This window comes from Sulfitobacter sp. UBA1132 (assembly GCF_002311545.1).
In the GTDB taxonomy this organism is placed as follows: Bacteria; Pseudomonadota; Alphaproteobacteria; order Rhodobacterales; family Rhodobacteraceae; genus Sulfitobacter; species Sulfitobacter pontiacus.
Window position 1 is genome coordinate 84,999 of sequence record NZ_DCAN01000006.1, and the last position, 18,154, is coordinate 103,152.

An 18,154-nucleotide genomic window follows, 5' to 3' on the forward strand; every position below is an offset into this window, starting at 1 on the left:
AAAGGGCGTCGCAGCAGTGCGACGCCCTTTTACATTCATCACCCTTGTCCGATCAGGACGCCGGGTTCGGCTTTTGTGCAGGGGCGGATTTCGCGCCGGGGTTCAGCGGGTCGTCCTGACGCTGAACGGAGCCTTCGAAATGCGCACCGGATTCGATGGCGATGGTTTTGTGGATGATGTCGCCTTCGACGCGGGCGGTCGATGTCAGGCGGACTTTCAGACCGCGCACGCGGCCCACGATACGGCCGTTGATCACAACGTCATCGGCGATCACTTCGCCTTTGATGGTCGCGGTTTCGCCGATGGTCAGCAGGTGGGCGCGAATGTCGCCTTCCACGGTGCCTTCAACCTGGATGTCGCCGGTTGTTTTCAGGTTGCCGGTGATGTGCAGATCGGAGGACAGCACGGAGGCAGGTGGTTTTGCCTTGGGCGCGCTGGCCTTGAATTCGCTTTGCTTGGGCGCAGCCGGTGCAGAGGATGACGGTGCAGCGGTGCTGGACGTGTCTGCGTCGGACTTAGGAGCGGGATCATTGATTTTGCTTTTAGAAAACATCGTTTGCAGCCTTGATAAAGATCATTGGATTTACAGCCTTGCCACCGACACGGACTTCGTAATGCAGGTGGACACCAGTAGACCGTCCTGATGTTCCCATATCACCTATCCGCTGTCCGCGCGATACCCTTTGGCCGACTTTTACGCGCAATTTGGATTGGTGCGCGTAACGTGTCTCGACCCCGAATTCATGTTGAATTTTTACCAACCGCCCATATCCCGAGCTCCAGCCGGCGTGGGTGACGACGCCCTCGGCTGTCGCGTAAATGGGCGTGCCCATACCCGCAGCAAAGTCGGTTCCGCTATGCATTCTGCGCCCGCCCGTCTTTGGATCCCGGCGGTAGCCATACGGGCTGCTGAACCGGAAAGACGACTTGAGCGGGCTCGCAAAGGGCGCTTTTTGCGCGGCAATGCGGTACATATTCAGCTTGTCCATCTGGCTTAGCAGCCGGTTGGCACGCAGCGTATCCGGAGAAGGAACCTCCCCCCGTGTAGAGAAGCTGAGAGGCATGAGCGGGCCGCCTTGACCGGAATAACCGCGCCGCACCGTCGCCAGCATCCGGTCGGTCGGCATGCCCGCGCTGCGGAACATCTTATCAAGCGGCGCAACAGAGACGGTCATAGCCTCTTCAAGCTGGCGGAAAATCGCGTCGTTCTGTTCGCGCATCAAGGCCAGCTTCTGGTTCAGTTCATCCGCCTGGATCAGCGCGTCTTGGGCATCAATCACCACCTGATCGCGTTCGGCGGCGGTACGCTCAAGCGCCTCTGCCAGCAGGGAAATCGGGGCGGAGGATCCATTGGCGGCTGTCTTGGACTTGCCGTCGCCTTCCGCGGCCCCTTCCAGTTCCGCGACCTGGGTGCGCGCAGCTTCGCGGTCTTTCATCGTGTCGCGCAGGGTGCTTTGAATAACTTCGATGCCGGTCTCAAGCTCGCGGCGGCGCGTCTCGGATTGCAGCAGCTCGGACTGCATGACCGAAATCTGCTTCAGCGCGGCGTTAAACCGTTCCTGCGCGGCAACGGCCTCTTCCGCGCGCCCATTGCGCTGCGCTGAAAGATCGCTCAACCGGGCCTGATAGGTGCGTTGGTCGCGTTTGGCTTGTTCGCGAAAATTGCCCGACCCGATGCTGTCCATCAGGATCACGGCGGTGGCGACGATCGACCAGGCCACAAACAAAGACGCCCCGGTGAAGACGAAAAGCTGGGTAACGGGGCGCAGGCGGATAAAGCGTGTGTCGGTATCGGATTTCAGAAAAACGCGGCGTTCGGGAAAAAACCGTTCAAGCGCCGAATGAATTTTGATCGCAAACCTTGTCCGCACGCGTGGTATCCTTGTTCCGTCCCTGTCACAGCACGCAAGGCCCCCACCGCGCGCTGATTGTCACCCGCCGTGCTTAGCCAGTGGGGGGCCGTCGGGCAACCCTTCAGACTTTCCCACCGGCGGTTAATGAAAGTTTAACGACAAATTTGGCAATAAATTGCCGATTCAACGGTTTGGAGGGCGAATATTTTAAACACTCTCGGTCAACGGCCAGTAAAAATCCGGTGGAATCCCGGCCTCTGCTCGCTTCTCTTCGTTGAACGGGGGCTTGAGAACACCGTGGAAATAGGTGCGCACCAGATCGTGGAACGCCTCTTTCGGGTCAAGCTCGTGGCGCCCGCACAGGAAGTGGAACCACTTTGACCCATAGGCCACATGCGCGACCTCTTCGGCGTAAATCACCTCAAGCGCGTCGACGGCCTGCGTGGCCTTGGCGCTTTTGAACACCTGAATCATATTGGGCGTCACATCGAGCCCGCGCGCCTCAAGCACCATAGGCACAACGGCGAGACGCCCCATGAAATCATCCACCGTATCCTCGGCAGCGCGCCACATACCGGCATGGGCGGGCAAGGCCCCGTAGTGGCTGCCCAAAGCTTCAAGACAATCGCACATCAGATTGAAATGTTTGGATTCATCGTCGGCGGCGCTGACCCAATCATCGTAAAATCCCATGGGCATTTTGACATCGGTAAAGCGCGCAATAATGTCCCAGTGCAGATCAACCGCGTTCAATTCGATATGGGCCACGGCGTGCAGCAAGGCGATGCGCCCTTCGGGCGATCCGGGCTTGCGGTGGGGCACATCGCGGGGCGACAAGAGTTCTGGCTTGTCGGGGCGGGCCGGGCGCAACGGCGGGTTGGACGTGCCGATTTCCGGTGCCTCGCCTGCGGCGCGGGCAGCCCGCCACTCGGCTGCGTATTTATGGGAAAGCGCAGTTTTTTCACGGCCATCCGCAGTGCGCAGCACGTTTTCCGCCATTTGGGCCAGCACGATCATAGGGCGCGCACCGCGTCCAGTACCTCTTCCACGTGACCGGCGACTTTCACCTTGCGCCAGATGCGGGCGATATTGCCGCTCGCATCAATCAGATAGGTGGCGCGTTCGATCCCCATGGACTTTTTGCCGTACATATTCTTTTCGACCCAGACGGCATAGGCTTCGGTCACGGCCCCATCGATATCGGCCAGCAGCGGAACCGTCAGGGCATGTTTGGCCGCAAAACGGTCGTGTTTTGCCATCGTGTCACGGGACACGCCAAAAACCACGGCACCGTCGTCGGCAAAAGCTTCAAGATGTTCGGAAAACCCCACGGCCTCCTTGGTGCAGCCCGGCGTGTCGTCACGGGGGTAGAAATACAAAACCACAGCCTTGCCCCGCAGATCGGAGAGCGAAATTTCGCCACCCCCCGTCACAGGAAGCTTAAAGTCTGGTGCGGGTTGGGAAATCTCTGGCATGGGTCACTTTCTTATGTATTGGAAGCCGTTGTCTGCACTGTCATACTAGTCGGGCTTGGCGAAACTTAAACCCCAAGCCGCCCTAAAAACCGGACGCCCATGCCCAACACCAGCGCAGCCCCCCGCAGCCCCAAGCGGAGACGACTTTGGCAAGCCACCAAATGGTCGCTGCTGGTTATTTCGCTGATTGTTGCCACCATCGCGGGGGCTGCCATCTATATGATCCGCAGCCCCATTGTCGTGCCGGAATGGCTCGAGGCGCGGATCGAAGAGCGGTTTGCCAAAGATATGCCGCTTGCGCGGATCGGCTTTGGAGAGATGGTGTTGATCGTGGACGAAGGGTGGCGGCCGCGCGTTCGGCTGCGGGACGTTAATATCACCAACCCCCAAGGGGTTAGCTTTGCCGCCTTCCGTGAAGTGCGGGCCAGTTTTTCCATTCAGGGCCTGCTGGCAGGCGATGTGCAGCCGCGCGATATTGCGATGTCCGGGGTTGTGGCCAATCTGCGGCGCGATAAGGATGGCCGCGTCGCGCTGAGCGCAGCAAGCGGGACCGCCCCGGCAGAGAGGCGGGCGGCCACGATGCCGCAGTTGATCGGCCAGCTTGATACGGTGTTCGAGACGAAGGCGCTGTCGCGGCTGCGGTCGATAGAGCTGCGCGCCCTGACTTTGCGCTACACCGATCTTCAGTCCGACAGGATGTGGACTGTGGATGGCGGTCGGTTGTTGCTGGACCGCGAAGGCGATAACCTGCGGATGACGGCCGAGCTCGCCGTTTTGGGCGGGGGGGCGGATGTGGCCACTCTTTCTGCCAACTACAGTAGCAAAATTGGCGATACCGCGTCGCAGTTCGGCGTGAATTTCGATGGCGTGAGCGCGGGCGACATCGCGGTGCAGAACCCCGCCTTTGCTTGGTTGAAAGTGCTGCGCGCGTCTATCTCCGGTTCGGTGCGCAGCAGCCTTGACGAGGACGGCACCTTCGAGCCGCTGAACGCGACGCTGCAGATCGGGGCCGGGGTGGTTCAACCTAACGAACGTGCTACGCCGATCCCCTTTGACGGGGCCCGCAGCTATTTCAGCTATGACCCAGATCAGCGTCTGCTGCGTTTTGACGAGCTTTCGGTCGAAAGCAAATGGGTGTCGGGCCGGATCGAGGGGGCCGCAAGTCTGGGTATCGATGACAGCGGTAAACTGGGCGAGCTGGTCGCACAGGTTCGTCTGCGCGATCTGGTGGCTGACCCTGCCGATATTTATGACGCCCCTGTGTCGATTGAGGGTGCCGACCTGGATGCCAAAATCACCTTCAACCCGTTTCACATGTCGGTCGGCCGTATGGATATCGTTGACGGGGGGACGACGTTGAACCTGTCGGGGGATTTGCGGGCGGGGACGCAGGGGTGGCAAGTTGCGCTGGATGCGGGGTTGAACGCGTTGAAACCAGCGCGCCTCCTTGAGCTTTGGCCAGAAAACGTCAAGCCAAAGACCCGCAAGTGGGTGGACGAAAATATCTACGCCGGCGCGTTGAGCGACGTTGACCTTGCCTTTCGCTTGAAGCCTGGCGAGACACCGCAAACTTACCTCGACTTTGATTTTCAGGGTGCCGAGGTTCGATTTTTGCGCACCATGCCGAATATCACCGACGGCAGCGGTCATGCGAGCCTTTCGCGCAACCGCTTTGTTGTCAGCGTGGATACCGGGGTGATCACACCGCCCGACGAGACGCCGGTGTCGGTGAACGGGTCTTCGTTCATCATGCCGGATGTCACGGTCAAGGACGGCCCGCCCGGCATCGTTCGGTTGCGCGCCGATGCGGACATCACATCGGTCCTGGCGCTGTTGAACCGGCCCCCGTTGCAGGCGATGGATAAGGCCAATCTGCCGGTTGACGTTGTCGATGCACGGGCCCAGTTGGCGGGCACTTTGTCCTTTCCGATGAAAAAAGGCTCTGACCCGAAGCTGACGATCTTCGACATAAACGGAACGCTGGCGGAATTCCAAAGCGACCGTCTGGTCAAAGATCGCGCGCTGCGTGCCGACCAGCTGACATTGAACGCGTCCAACAGCGGCCTGACGATCAAGGGCGAGGGCGAGCTGGACGGCGTTCCCTTTGACGGCGAATGGTCCCAACCCTTCGGGAAGCCGGGCGCTGCGAGCAGTGTCAGGGCAGATATTGCGCTGAACGCCAAAACGCTCGAGACTTTCAAGATCGCGCTGCCCCCTGATACGATAGCAGGTGAAGGGCGGGCGTGGTTCGCGATGGATCTGGTTAAAGGCGAACCCCCTGATTTTTCTGTCACTTCGGATCTGCGGGGTCTGCGCATCACCGTTCCACAGATCGGTTGGACCAAAGCCCGATCCCAGACGGGCACGTTGGAGATATCGGGGCGGCTTGGGCCGGTTCCAGACGTCGATACCTTGAAGATCAGCGCCGCGGGACTGTCGGCGCAGGGAAATGTCACATTGCACCCAAGTGGTGCGTTGGACAGATTGCAATTTCACCGATTGCAGGTCGGGAACTGGCTGGATGTGCCTGTGGATCTGATCGGGCAGGGGGCAGGCCGCCCGGTGCAGGTGGTGGTGAAAGGCGGCCGTCTTGATTTGCGCAGGGCGGAGCTCGGAAAAAGCAAGCCTAGCGGGGTCGCGAGCCCGCCGATGTTGTTGTCGCTGGATCGATTGCAAGTCACGGATAAAATTGCCCTGACAGGAATGCAGGGCGAATTTAACGTCGCGCGTGGCCTTGATGGACGGTTCACGGCGGCCTTGAACGGGGGCGCGCCGGTTTCTGGTCGCGTCGTACCCAAGGATGGCCGTAGCGCGGTGCAATTGACGGCAACCGATGCTGGTGGCGTTTTGAGGTCTGCCAACATTGCACAACAAGTCCACGGCGGCGCGCTTTCGTTGACCCTGGTACCCGCCGGATCGGGCGGGGCTTTCGACGGTCACGCAGAGATTAAAGACGTTCGTATCAAGGACGCCCCGACGATTGCAGCGCTGGTGAACGCAGTGTCCGTGGTCGGGCTGATCAACGAGTTGAACGGGGACGGGATATATTTTGACACGGTCGAAGCTGATTTTCGCCTGTCTTCCAATCGCGTCAACCTGACCCAAGCCAGCGCGACGGGGGCGTCGCTTGGGATTTCTATGGATGGGGTTTTTGCCACTGACTCCGGCCAGATGGCGCTGCAGGGTGTGATCTCTCCTGTATATATGTTGAACGGAATAGCCAGTTTTCTGACCCGTAAGGGCGAGGGGCTTTTGGGATTCAACTACTCTATCGGCGGGACGGTGCAGAACCCGTCTGTCTCGGTGAACCCGCTGTCGGGGTTTGTGCCCGGTGCGATGCGGGATATTTTTCGCAGCACCCCACGCACGACGCCCGCTCAGGACGGGGGGGCTGCCACCCCCGCGCCGCAAAAACCTGTTGCTCAACGCTTTGAGGGGCGCTAACGGGCGCGTATGAAACTCAGTGACTTTGATTTTGAACTGCCCGAGCGTTTGATCGCGACGCGCCCTGCGGTCCCCCGTACGTCGGCCAAGATGCTCGTTGCGCAGGGGGATCATATGACTGACACGACCGTCGCCAATATGAGCGATTGGTTGCGTCCCGGGGATCGGCTGGTGCTGAATGACACAAGGGTTATTCCGGCGCGGTTGTCGGGGCTTCGCCACCGGGACAGCGCACAGGGGCCGGTACAGGCGCGTATCGAAGTAACCTTGCTGGAGCCACGGGGCGATGCGGATTGGGCTGCGCTGATCAAGCCGTTGAAAAAGCTCAAGATTGACGAGACTGTCGTCTTCAGCGCCGATCTTTCTGCCCGTTTGGTTAGCGTCGAGGATGGGCAGGGTCAACTGCGCTTCAACTGCAGCGGCGACGATTTTGACGCCGCGCTGAATGATGCCGGTGCGATGCCATTGCCGCCCTATATTGCTGGCAAGCGTCCGGCAGACGCGCAGGACATGACGGATTATCAAACCGTTTTTGCGAAGAATGCGGGGGCAGTGGCCGCGCCTACGGCGTCGCTCCACTTTGATCAGTTGCTGCTGGATCAGCTCGCCGAGATGGGGGTGCGCTTTAGCCACGTCACCTTGCATGTGGGCGCGGGGACGTTTCTGCCCGTGAAGGTCGATGACATTGCTGACCACAAAATGCACAGCGAGTGGGGGCAGGTGAGCGCGCAGGCAGCTGCCGAAATCTCCGCCACCAAAGCTGCTGGCGGGCGGGTCATACCCGTTGGGACCACTGCCTTGCGGCTGGTCGAGACCGCTGCGCGGTCCGGGAATATCCAACCCTGGGAAGGGGATACCGATATTTTCATTACCCCCGGTTTTGAATTCAATGTCGCAGACGCGTTGATGACGAATTTCCATCTTCCGAAGTCGACCCTCATGATGCTCGTTTCGGCATTGATGGGGCAGAAAACTATACAAAAGATTTACAATCACGCGATTGAATCGAATTATCGGTTTTTCTCCTATGGCGATGCGTCGCTGCTCTTTCCAAAGACGCAAATAAACGCCTGAATGTCGTTCGGGGGGGTGACACCTCTTGGGATCGCCGTCAGGGAGGGGGCTGATCGCGTTAAAGGATTCGTAAGATGTTTCAGGTACTGAGCAGCGCATGGGCGCTTTTGTTGGGCATGTGTTTGCTGATGGTGGGCAACGGCATGCAAGGTACGCTCTTGGGGATTCGCGGCGGGATCGAGGCATTTTCGACCTTCGAAATGTCGATCGTGATGTCGGCATATTTCGTGGGCTTTTTGGGCGGCTCGCGTATGGCACCGGGTATGATCCGGCGCGTCGGTCACGTGCGGGTCTTCGCGGCGCTGGCGTCGATGATCTCGGCTGTCATGATCCTGTATCCGACCTTCCCGAACGTCGCTGTCTGGTCGGTGGGCCGCGTGTTGATCGGCTTTTGTTTTTCTGCGGTTTACGTGACAGCAGAAAGCTGGCTCAACAACGCCGCTACTAACGAAAACCGGGGGCAGGCGCTGTCATTGTATATGATCGTGCAAACCTTTGGCATCGTTATTGCGCAAGCGCTTTTGCTCACCGCGGACCCTTCAGGCTTTGTCCTGTTCGTTATTCCGTCGGTTTTGGTCAGCGTGGCGGTGACGCCAATTTTGCTGTCGATCAGCCCGACGCCCGCGTTTGACACCACCAAACCGATGAGCTTGCGCGAATTGGCCGGCTTCTCGCCCTTGGGGTGTGTCGGCATGTTCCTGTTGGGCGGGGTCTTTTCGGCGCAGTTCGGGATGGCCTCGGTTTACGGTGCCGAAGCCGGGCTGACCGTGGCGCAAATTTCGATCTTCGTTGCGACGTTTTTCGTAGGCTCGGTGGTTCTGCAATACCCGATCGGCTGGGTTTCGGACCGGATGGACCGCCGTCTTTTGATCGTTATCACCTCCATCATCGGGGGGATCGGGTCTGTCATCGGCATGCTGCTGGGGCATAGCTTTAGCGTGTTGCTGCTGACCGCTTTTGTCGTGGGCGGCATGTCTAACCCATTGTATTCTCTTCTTATTGCGCACACGAACGACTTCCTTGAACCCGAGGATATGGCCGCGGCCTCTGGCGGGATGATCTTTATTAACGGGTTGGGAGCTATTCTGGGTCCGGTGATCACCGGCTGGATGATGGGCACCGCGCTTGGGCCGGGCGGGTTCTATCTGTTCACGGCTGTTCTGTTCTTTGCTTTGGCGGTCTACGCGTCCTACCGCGCGACGGTACGTCCGGCCATTCCTGCGGATGAAACGGGTAACTACATCCCGATTTACCCCGCTGCGACGACCGTTGCGGTCGAATTGGCGCAGGAATATGCGATCGAGAGCGAACAAACCGCGGAAGCGGAGCCGACCTAGACGTTTTGCTAATTCGTTACATCTTGTGTCTAATGAAATTAGAAAAGTTTGATCTTTTCTGTGGTCAAAGGAGGCAAGGCTATGAAAACGCCTGAGGACGTACGTCGGTTCTGGCTGGAGGAAACTGGGCCCGCGGGATGGTATGCGGTGGATGATGACCTTGATGCCGCGATCCGGTCACAGTTTTTGGACACCTGGTCGCTCATCGGGACCCATCGGTTGGACCATTGGCTGACCGATGCGAAAGGCACTTTGGCCTATCTCATTCTAGCGGATCAGTTTCCGCGCAATATGTTTCGCGGGCAGGGGAAGGCGTTTTCGACTGATCTGCGGGCCTTGCGGGCGGCTCAAACCGCCGTGCGCAACGAATGGGATAGGCTCATTGCGCCGCCTGAACGGCAATTTTTTTACCTTCCGCTCATGCATTCAGAAAGTCTGACCGATCAGGATCACTGCGTGCGGCTGGTCTGTGACCGTATGCCCGAGGCCGAGGAGACGCTTCGGCATGCGCGCGCGCATCGAAAGGTGATCCGGCAATTTGGCAGATTTCCGTATCGCAACAACGCCTTGGGTCGGCGAAGCACCGCCGCTGAAACCGCATATCTTGACGACGGGGGGTATGCCTATACGCTGCGGACACTCACGTAAGTGCGGGTCAGGCAGTTTGATCCTGGGTCGGAATTCTCCGAGTTGCTGACGCTCGCGAGATAGTTTACCACTAAACTAAATTTCAATACGTGCTGCGAGGTTGCATAATGGCTGCGAAATCCTTTGATCTGATCGTGATTGGTGCGGGGCCGGGGGGCTATGTTGCGGCCATCCGGGGGGCGCAATTGGGGCTTTCGGTCGCCATTGTAGAGCGTGAGCATCTAGGCGGCATTTGTCTTAACTGGGGCTGTATCCCGACCAAAGCGCTTTTGCGGTCGTCGGAAGTATTCCACCTGATGCAGCGGGCAAGCGAGTTTGGCCTGAAGGCAGACAATATCGGCTATGATCTGGAGGCAGTTGTCAAACGGTCGCGCAAAGTTGCGGGGCAGTTGTCCGGCGGTATCGGGCATTTGATGAAAAAGAACAAAGTCTCGGTCTTCATGGGCGCGGCAACGTTAGCGGGCAAAGGTAAAGTGTCGGTTAAGTCGAAAGACGGGGAAGAGACGCTGACCGCCAAGAATATCGTACTGGCGACCGGTGCGCGGGCCCGCAACCTGCCTGGGCTGGAAGCAGACGGAAAACGCGTGTGGATGTACAAGGATGCCTTGCAGCCGCCCCATATGCCGAAAAAGCTGCTGGTGATCGGATCTGGCGCGATCGGTATCGAATTCGCAAGCTTTTACAATACCTTGGGCGCAGACACGACTGTTGTCGAGGTGATGGATCGTATCCTTCCTGTCGAGGATGAAGAGATCAGCAAATTCGCGAAAAAGCAGTTCGAAAAACAGGGCATGAAGATCATGCAGAAGGCCGTTGTCAAACAACTGGACCGCGCTGATGACAAGGTGACTGCCCATATCGAAACGGGCGGCAAGGTGACCAAGCATGAGTTTGACACGGTGATCTCCGCCGTGGGTATCGTGGGCAATGTCGAGGATCTTGGGCTGGAAGATCTGGGCGTGAAAATTGATCGGACCCATGTCGTGACCGATGAGTATTGCCGGACCGGCGTCGAGGGGCTGTATGCCATCGGTGACATCGCCGGTGCCCCTTGGTTGGCGCATAAAGCCTCGCACGAGGGGGTGATGGTCGCCGAATTGATCGCGGGTCAGCACGCGCACCCGGTCAAACCGGAGTCCATCGCCGGCTGCACCTATTGTCACCCGCAGGTCGCGTCCGTCGGGTATACGGAAGCCAAGGCGAAAGAGCTTGGCTTTGACGTTAAGGTGGGTCGCTTCCCCTTCATCGGGAATGGCAAGGCGATTGCCCTTGGCGAGCCCGAGGGGATGATCAAAACCGTCTTTGACGCAAAAACAGGCGAATTGCTTGGCGCGCATATGGTGGGTGCCGAGGTGACCGAGCTGATCCAGGGCTATGTCGTGGGGCGTCAACTTGAGACCACCGAAGAAGACCTGATGAACACCGTCTTCCCGCACCCGACCTTGTCAGAAATGATGCATGAATCCGTGCTGGATGCTTACGGACGCGTTATCCATATGTAGCCTTTGCCCGCGCATAGCGGGGTCCTGATCTTTGCAACGCCCGGTGACATATTCAATGTTGCCGGGCGTTTGCCGTCGTAATGGCAGCCCAAAATGCGCCGCGATAATGTCGTTCCCCTTGTGTTCTTATTTTTTCGTTGGAGAATCCGTAGCACGCACCTATGTACTAAGCGTTAACGGGGGTCCGATATGGCTGAGCTAAAGAACATCGAAGTGCGCGGCGCGCGCGAACACAATCTAAAGAACATCGACGTGGACATTCCGCGCGATAAGCTGGTTGTGATTACCGGGCTTTCCGGGTCGGGTAAATCGAGCCTCGCGTTCGACACGATCTATGCCGAAGGGCAGCGACGCTATGTGGAATCGCTCAGCGCCTATGCGCGGCAATTCCTTGATATGATGCAGAAACCCGATGTGGATCACATCAGCGGCCTGTCGCCAGCGATTTCGATTGAACAGAAGACCACGTCGAAAAACCCCCGCTCTACCGTGGGGACGGTCACCGAAATTTATGACTATATGCGCCTGCTTTTTGCGCGCGTCGGCACGCCCTATTCCCCCGCGACCGGCAAGCCGATCGAGGCGCAGCAGGTGCAGGATATGGTCGACCGCGTGATGACCATGCCCGAAGGCACGCGCGCCTATCTGCTGGCCCCGATCATTCGTGACCGGAAGGGCGAGTACCGCAAAGAGTTCCTTGAGCTGCGCAAGCAGGGCTTTCAGCGAGTAAAAGTGAACGGCGACTTCTACGAACTGGACGAGCCGCCCACGCTGGACAAGAAGTTCCGCCATGACATCGACGTGGTTGTCGACCGTATCGTGGTCCGCGAGGGGCTAGAGACGCGCTTGGCGGATTCCCTGCGCACAGCGCTTGATCTGGCCGATGGGATCGCCGTGCTGGAAACCGCCCCGACCGAGGGCGAGCCCGAGCGTCATACCTTCAGCGAAAAATTCGCCTGTCCTGTCAGCGGCTTCACGATCCCCGAAATCGAGCCGCGTCTGTTTTCATTCAACGCTCCTTTCGGTGCCTGTCCGTCCTGTGATGGTCTGGGCAAGGAGTTGTTTTTTGATGAACGCCTTGTGGTGCCCGACCAGAACCTCAAGGTCTATGACGGTGCGCTGGCCCCGTGGCGCAAGGGTAAGTCCCCGTATTTCAAGCAAACGATTGAAGCCATCGCAAAACACTATCAATTTAGTGAAAATACGCGATGGAAAGATCTGCCCGAGAAGGTGCAGCAGGTGTTCCTGCATGGCTCCGGCAAGGAAGAGATCAAGTTCCGCTATGACGAAGGCGGTCGTGTGTACGAGGTCAGCCGCGTGTTCGAAGGGGTGATCCCCAATATGGAGCGCCGCTACCGCGAGACGGATAGCAACTGGATCCGCGAAGAATTCGAACGCTACCAGAACAACCGCCCCTGTGGCACCTGCAACGGCTACCGCCTGCGACCAGAAGCACTTGCTGTCAAGATCGGCCCGTCGGATGGCGATAGCGATACGCTGCTGCATGCCGGACAAGTCGTTGAAATGTCGATCCGCGAAGCTTTTGACTGGTGCACCAAAGTGCCCGATTACCTGACCGTTCAGAAGAACGAGATCGCGCGTGCGATCCTCAAGGAAATCCGCGAACGTCTGGGATTCCTGAACAATGTCGGGTTGGAGTATCTGACGCTGGCACGCTCTAGCGGGACGCTCAGCGGGGGGGAAAGCCAACGTATTCGGCTTGCCTCGCAGATCGGGTCGGGGCTGACAGGGGTGCTTTACGTGCTTGACGAACCCTCGATCGGGTTGCACCAGCGCGATAATGACCGCTTGCTCCAGACCCTGAAAAACCTGCGGGATCAGGGCAATACGGTCATCGTCGTTGAACACGACGAAGAGGCGATCCGCGAGGCGGATTATGTGTTTGATATCGGGCCGGGGGCCGGTGTGCACGGCGGGCAGGTGGTCAGCCACGGGACATCGCAAGAGGTCGCCAATGATCCGAATTCGCTGACAGGCCAATACCTTACCGGCAAACGCGAGATCGCGGTGCCCGCCAAACGGCGCAAGGGCAACAAAAAGAAAATCCGCGTGGTCAAGGCGACGGGGAACAACCTTCAGAATGTCACGGTCGACTATCCATTGGGCAAATTCGTCTGCGTGACGGGTGTGTCAGGCGGCGGGAAGTCTACCCTGACGATCGAGACCTTGTTCAAGACCGCGTCGATGAACCTGAACGGGGCGCGCCAGACGCCCGCGCCGTGCGAGACCATCAAGGGATTGGAGCATCTGGACAAGGTGATCGACATTGACCAGCGCGCCATCGGGCGCACGCCGCGGTCGAACCCGGCGACCTATACCGGTGCCTTCACCCCGATCCGCGACTGGTTCGCCGGTCTGCCCGAAGCCAAGGCGCGCGGGTACAAGCCCGGGCGTTTCAGCTTTAACGTCAAGGGCGGACGCTGCGAGGCCTGTCAGGGCGACGGTGTCATCAAGATCGAGATGCACTTCCTGCCGGATGTCTATGTCGAATGTGAAACCTGCAAAGGCCAGCGCTATAACCGCGAAACGCTTGAGGTGAAGTTCAAGGGCAAATCCATCGCTGACGTGCTGGATATGACTGTCGAGGACGCGCAGAGCTTCTTCCAGGCGGTCCCCAGCATCCGCGAAAAAATGGATGCGCTGATGCGTGTGGGCCTGGGCTACATCAAGGTGGGTCAGCAGGCGACGACGCTGTCGGGCGGGGAGGCGCAGCGCGTCAAACTGTCGAAAGAACTCAGCAAACGCTCTACGGGCCGGACGCTGTATATCCTGGATGAACCGACCACGGGTTTGCACTTTGAAGACGTGCGCAAACTGTTAGAGGTGCTGCACGAGCTGGTGGATCAGGGCAATACTGTGGTCGTCATTGAACACAACCTCGATGTCATCAAGACCGCGGACCATATCATCGACATTGGTCCAGAAGGCGGTGATGGCGGCGGGCAGGTGGTCGCGACCGGCACGCCTGAACAGGTTGCCGAGGTCGAGGGGAGCTATACCGGCCACTACCTCAAACCGATGCTCGCCCCGCGTAAGGTTGCTGCCGAATAGCATTGCCAACAATGCGGTAGACATAAAAATGCCCCGTCCTACTCAGGCGGGGCATTTTTCATGAAATCTTAGGATTTCGCGGCGCAGTTTAGTTTAGAAGGCGCGATGCCAGACCGATCAGCGCCAGTACGTCGTTGGTTTGCGGGTCCACGGCATAGACATAGCCGTCGTCCTGAACGTAGCGGTTGTAGCGGGTCAGCCCATGCCGGTGGGGCTGTTCGATCACGACGTAGCGCGTCAGCTTGTCGCCCTTGGCGTGTTGATGCTTGTCATGCCCTTTGGCAAGATGACGCCCGTTGTCGCTGTGCTGCTTCTCGTGTTTCTTGATCGCCTTTTTGTATTCTTTAACAGCTTTCTTGTGCTGCTTTTGATGCTTTTTGTCATCGTGCTTATCATGCTTGGCCAAGATCACCTGTGGTGCCGCGACATCGTAATGCCCCGACGCGCCATAGGAGGCAGAGGCCGCCTGTACGGCCGGGCTGAAGGCCAGCACGGCGAAGGCGCTTGCGGCGAGGGTAAGGGTTTTCATGCTCGTTCTCCGTTACAGTGTCGATACAGTAACAAACGAACGGCGCGCGGGTTTCCGTCGCTGGGACGAGACGGCGGGAACCCGCTTTCTTTTCCCGTCAGCCGTTGCGGCCGCGGGTTTCGAAACGGGGCAGCATGGCAGAGAAATCCTTGCCGTTTCCGTCTTCGTTCTCGACGAATTGGGCATAGAGCGCGCGGGCGAGCTCTCCCATCGGGGTGTCTGCATCTGCCATCTCTGCTGCCTGCTGCGACAGCCCAAGATCCTTGAGCATCAGCTCCGCCGCGAAGCCCGGTGTGTAGCCATTGTCTGCGGGCGAGGTGGGGCCAACACCGGGGGCAGGGCAATAGGCGTTCATCGACCAGCTGTAGCCCGACGAGGTGCTGACGACGTCGAACATCTTCTGCCGGTCCAACCCCAGTTTGTCGGCCAGTGCAAAGGCCTCGCAGGTGGCGATCATGGTGACGCCGAGGATCATGTTGTTGCAAATCTTCGCCGCTTGCCCCGCACCGGCATCGCCGCAATGCACCGCCTTTTGCCCCATGATGTCGAACAGGGGCTTGGCCTTGGCAAAGGCCTGCGTCGACCCGCCGGCCATAAAGGTCAGCGTGCCGCCAGATGCCCCGCCGATACCGCCAGACACGGGGGCGTCAACGGACATTATACCTGCCTCTTCAGCAGCTTGCGCGGTGTTCTTCGCGCTTTCCACATCCACGGTGGAACAGTCGATGAACAGCGTGCCCTGCGCCATATGGGGGATCGCCTGCGCCGCCACTTGCCGCAGGATCGACCCGTTGGGCAGCATTGTGATCACCGCGTCCATGCCCGCCACGGCGGCTTCAAGGCTGTCTGCAAGGCGCACGCCCTCTGCCGTGGTGCCCGCCACGTCAAAGCCCGCCACGTCGTGGCCCGCTTTGGCGAGGTTGGTCGCCATAGGCGCGCCCATGTTGCCCAGTCCGATAAATCCGATCTTCATGCTCATGTGGTTCTCTCCAGTGTCAGGGCGTCCTCGGCCAGCGGGCGCAGCATCTTGGCTGTCGCGGCAAGGGGGACGTTCATATCGGCATATTGCCAGTTGGGGCTGCGGTCCTTGTCGATGATCGCCGCGCGGATCCCTTCAAGGAAGTCGCCATGCTCCATCGCGCGGAAGGTAAATCGGTATTCCATATCCAACGTCTTCTCGATGCTCAGCGAGGGGCCGCGCAGACGGTGGATGATCTCGACCGTGCAGGCCATCGCCAACGGGCTGCTGCGCTGCATTTTCTTGAGCGTGTCTGCGGCAAATTCGCTGTCGGATGCGCGCAGGGCGTTGAGGATATCCGCCAGCGTTTCGCCGCCAAAGAAGCTGTCAATCTCGGCCGCCTGCGCCTCTAGTGCAGAGGCAGGCGGCGTGGTGCTTGCGGTTTCCAGAATGGCCACATCGCCTGAATTCTCAAGCGCGGCGATCACGTCGGGCCAGTTTAACTCTTCGATGTAGGTATCTGCAAAACCTACGTAAATTGCATCTTCACCCTTCATGCGTGACGCGGTTGTGCCCAGATATTCGCCCACCCGTCCGGGGGCCAGCGCCAGCATCAGGCTGCCGCCGACATCGGGCACCAGACCAATGCCACATTCCGGCATCGCGATCTGGCTGCTTTCACCCACCACGCGGTGCGAGCCGTGACAGCCGATGCCCACGCCGCCGCCCATGGTGAACCCCTGCAAGAAGGAGACGACGGGCTTGGTATAGGCGAAGATCTTGGCGTTCAGCCGGTATTCATCCGCCCAGAATTTGCGCCCGTAGGCATAGTTTCCCTTGGTGCCCGTGGCGTAAAGTTCGGCGATGTCTCCGCCCGAGCAAAAGGCGCGATCCCCTTCGGCGTCAAGGATGATCAGATCGACGTTCGGGTCATGCTGCCATGCGTCAAAGGCGTCTTCGATGGCCAGACACATGTCGTAGGTCATGGCGTTCAGCGCTTGGGGGCGGGTGAGGGTGATCCGACCCGCGCGCCCTGAAATACGGATGGAGATATCGGTCATCGGTTCTTCAGCATATCCCGCGCCACGATGACGCGCATGATTTCGTTGGTGCCTTCAAGGATCTGGTGGACGCGCAGGTCACGCACCAGCTTTTCGATGCCGTAATCCGCCAGATAGCCATAGCCGCCGTGGAGTTGCAGACATTGATCGACGACCTTGCTGCCTGCCTCTGTCACGAACTTCTTGGCCATGGCGCAGAACTTGGTGGCATCCGGGGCGCCCGTGTCCAGCTTCCACGCGGCCTGGCGCAGGAAGACACGGGCGGCTTGCAGTTCGATCTCCATCTCGGCAAGGCGGAATTGCAGACCCTGAAACTGGTCGATGGGTTTGCCGAATGCTTTACGCTCGCCCATATAGGTGAGCGTGGCGTTCAGCGCGGTCTGTGCGGCACCCAAGGAACAGGCGGCGATGTTTAAACGGCCGCCATCCAGCCCCATCATCGCATATTTGAAACCCTTTCCCTCTTCACCCACGAGATTTCCGGCAGGAATGTTGCAATCGTCAAACTGCACTTGGGACGTGGGTTGGCTGCGCCAGCCCATTTTATCCTCTAGTCCGCCAAAGGACAGCCCTGCGGTCCCGTCTTCGACATAGACGGTGGACACGCCCGCGGCCCCATCATCCGAGGTGCGCACCATCGCGACATAGGCGTCGGAATAGCCGCCGCCCGAGATGAACGCTTTGGTGCCGTTCAGGGTGTAGCCTTCGTTCGTGCGGGTACATTTCGTCTTGAGCGCCGCCGCGTCAGAGCCCGATCCGGGTTCCGTCAGACAATAGCTGAGCACGGTGTTCATGCTCAGGATGTCGGGCATGATCCGCGACTTGAGGTCGTCACTGGCAAAGCTGTCCAGCATCTTGGCGCACATGTTATGGATCGACAGAAAGGCCGCGACCGACGGGCAAGCCATGCTGAGCGCTTCGAACACCAGCGTCGCATCAAGCCGCGTCAGGCCGGATCCGCCCGCATCCTCGGACACGTAAAGCCCGCCAAAGCCCAGCTCTGCAATCTTGGGCCAAAGGTCTTTGGGGATTGTTTCGTCTTTCTCCCACTTCTGGGCGAAAGGGGCGATATGTTCCTGGCCAAAGCCATAGGCCATGTCGAAAATCGCGGTTTGCTCTTCTGAAAGTGCGAAATCCATAAACGGTGATCCCTCCCAAGACCGGTCGAATTGAACGTGTGTTTAATTGTAAGCATGCACGT

Annotated in this window: 14 protein-coding genes; 6 read left to right on the forward strand and 8 right to left on the reverse strand. The window is 59.0% G+C overall.

All coding sequences use genetic code 11. From position 1 onward, the window contains the following. Window positions 1-52: 52 nt before the first annotated feature. From B4F27_RS04240 to B4F27_RS04255, 4 genes are all read right to left on the reverse strand, one after another. A complete protein-coding gene (locus B4F27_RS04240; RefSeq protein WP_005852949.1) occupies window positions 53-553 on the reverse strand; it encodes a bactofilin family protein in 501 nt (166 codons plus the stop codon). Further along, complete coding sequence (locus tag B4F27_RS04245; protein WP_074635085.1) at window positions 543-1,871, reverse strand: M23 family metallopeptidase; 1,329 nt, start codon at window positions 1,869-1,871, stop codon at window positions 543-545. Before B4F27_RS04245 ends, B4F27_RS04240 begins: the two co-directional genes overlap by 11 nt. 189 nt (window positions 1,872-2,060) lie before the next feature. Then, on the reverse strand, window positions 2,061-2,870 hold the full coding sequence (locus tag B4F27_RS04250) for a ferritin-like domain-containing protein (RefSeq protein WP_286758951.1): 810 nt from the start codon (window positions 2,868-2,870) through the stop codon (window positions 2,061-2,063). After that, window positions 2,867-3,328 (reverse strand): peroxiredoxin, encoded by a 462-nt coding sequence (locus tag B4F27_RS04255; RefSeq protein WP_286758952.1) that lies wholly within the window; start codon window positions 3,326-3,328, stop codon window positions 2,867-2,869. Before B4F27_RS04255 ends, B4F27_RS04250 begins: the two co-directional genes overlap by 4 nt. 99 nt (window positions 3,329-3,427) lie before the next feature. Between B4F27_RS04255 and B4F27_RS04260 the strand changes: the two genes are divergently transcribed. From B4F27_RS04260 to uvrA, 6 genes are all read left to right on the forward strand, one after another. After that, a complete protein-coding gene (locus B4F27_RS04260; RefSeq protein WP_286758953.1) occupies window positions 3,428-6,772 on the forward strand; it encodes a DUF3971 domain-containing protein in 3,345 nt (1,114 codons plus the stop codon). 9 nt (window positions 6,773-6,781) lie between these two features. After that, window positions 6,782-7,846, forward strand: a complete 1,065-nt coding sequence (gene queA, locus B4F27_RS04265) for a tRNA preQ1(34) S-adenosylmethionine ribosyltransferase-isomerase QueA (RefSeq protein ID WP_286758954.1) — start codon at window positions 6,782-6,784, stop codon at window positions 7,844-7,846. Between the two features lie 74 nt (window positions 7,847-7,920). Further along, window positions 7,921-9,183: an MFS transporter gene (locus B4F27_RS04270; RefSeq protein WP_286758955.1), complete on the forward strand. Its 1,263-nt coding sequence runs from the start codon at window positions 7,921-7,923 to the stop codon at window positions 9,181-9,183. Between the two features lie 81 nt (window positions 9,184-9,264). Beyond that, window positions 9,265-9,831 carry a DUF924 family protein gene (locus B4F27_RS04275; protein ID WP_286758956.1) on the forward strand — a complete coding sequence of 189 codons (567 nt, stop codon included), beginning with the start codon at window positions 9,265-9,267 and terminating at the stop codon, window positions 9,829-9,831. 107 nt (window positions 9,832-9,938) lie between these two features. Then, window positions 9,939-11,333, forward strand: a complete 1,395-nt coding sequence (lpdA, locus tag B4F27_RS04280) for a dihydrolipoyl dehydrogenase (RefSeq protein WP_009826768.1) — start codon at window positions 9,939-9,941, stop codon at window positions 11,331-11,333. Window positions 11,334-11,522: 189 nt separating this feature from the next. Further along, window positions 11,523-14,405 carry an excinuclease ABC subunit UvrA gene (gene uvrA / locus B4F27_RS04285; RefSeq protein WP_037944026.1) on the forward strand — a complete coding sequence of 961 codons (2,883 nt, stop codon included), beginning with the start codon at window positions 11,523-11,525 and terminating at the stop codon, window positions 14,403-14,405. Window positions 14,406-14,493: 88 nt separating this feature from the next. Here uvrA and B4F27_RS04290 read toward each other — a convergent pair whose 3' ends face one another. The 4 genes from B4F27_RS04290 to B4F27_RS04305 form a co-directional block, all read right to left on the reverse strand. Continuing rightward, entirely contained in the window at window positions 14,494-14,934 is a 441-nt protein-coding gene (locus B4F27_RS04290) for a hypothetical protein (RefSeq protein ID WP_286758957.1), read from the reverse strand. A 97-nt stretch (window positions 14,935-15,031) separates the two neighbouring features. Beyond that, on the reverse strand, window positions 15,032-15,907 hold the full coding sequence (gene mmsB, locus B4F27_RS04295; protein ID WP_286759140.1) for a 3-hydroxyisobutyrate dehydrogenase: 876 nt from the start codon (window positions 15,905-15,907) through the stop codon (window positions 15,032-15,034). A gap of 2 nt (window positions 15,908-15,909) precedes the next feature. Then, window positions 15,910-16,953 (reverse strand): enoyl-CoA hydratase/isomerase family protein, encoded by a 1,044-nt coding sequence (locus B4F27_RS04300; protein ID WP_286758958.1) that lies wholly within the window; start codon window positions 16,951-16,953, stop codon window positions 15,910-15,912. After that, a complete protein-coding gene (locus tag B4F27_RS04305) occupies window positions 16,950-18,092 on the reverse strand; it encodes an acyl-CoA dehydrogenase family protein (protein WP_009826773.1) in 1,143 nt (380 codons plus the stop codon). Before B4F27_RS04305 ends, B4F27_RS04300 begins: the two co-directional genes overlap by 4 nt. Window positions 18,093-18,154: the final 62 nt, after the last annotated feature.

What these genes read in the sequence shown, in the direction of transcription:
- B4F27_RS04240 (WP_005852949.1), bottom strand. Translation starts at nt 553, where the DNA reads ATGTTTTCTAAAAGCAAAATCAATGATCCCGCTCCTAAGTCCGACGCA.
- B4F27_RS04250 (WP_286758951.1), bottom strand. Translation starts at nt 2,870, where the DNA reads ATGATCGTGCTGGCCCAAATGGCGGAAAACGTGCTGCGCACTGCGGAT.
- B4F27_RS04255 (WP_286758952.1), bottom strand. Translation starts at nt 3,328, where the DNA reads ATGCCAGAGATTTCCCAACCCGCACCAGACTTTAAGCTTCCTGTGACG.
- B4F27_RS04260 (WP_286758953.1), top strand. Translation starts at nt 3,428, where the DNA reads ATGCCCAACACCAGCGCAGCCCCCCGCAGCCCCAAGCGGAGACGACTT.
- queA (WP_286758954.1), top strand. Translation starts at nt 6,782, where the DNA reads ATGAAACTCAGTGACTTTGATTTTGAACTGCCCGAGCGTTTGATCGCG.
- B4F27_RS04270 (WP_286758955.1), top strand. Translation starts at nt 7,921, where the DNA reads ATGTTTCAGGTACTGAGCAGCGCATGGGCGCTTTTGTTGGGCATGTGT.
- B4F27_RS04275 (WP_286758956.1), top strand. Translation starts at nt 9,265, where the DNA reads ATGAAAACGCCTGAGGACGTACGTCGGTTCTGGCTGGAGGAAACTGGG.
- lpdA (WP_009826768.1), top strand. Translation starts at nt 9,939, where the DNA reads ATGGCTGCGAAATCCTTTGATCTGATCGTGATTGGTGCGGGGCCGGGG.
- uvrA (WP_037944026.1), top strand. Translation starts at nt 11,523, where the DNA reads ATGGCTGAGCTAAAGAACATCGAAGTGCGCGGCGCGCGCGAACACAAT.
- B4F27_RS04290 (WP_286758957.1), bottom strand. Translation starts at nt 14,934, where the DNA reads ATGAAAACCCTTACCCTCGCCGCAAGCGCCTTCGCCGTGCTGGCCTTC.
- mmsB (WP_286759140.1), bottom strand. Translation starts at nt 15,907, where the DNA reads ATGAAGATCGGATTTATCGGACTGGGCAACATGGGCGCGCCTATGGCG.
- B4F27_RS04300 (WP_286758958.1), bottom strand. Translation starts at nt 16,953, where the DNA reads ATGACCGATATCTCCATCCGTATTTCAGGGCGCGCGGGTCGGATCACC.
- B4F27_RS04305 (WP_009826773.1), bottom strand. Translation starts at nt 18,092, where the DNA reads ATGGATTTCGCACTTTCAGAAGAGCAAACCGCGATTTTCGACATGGCC.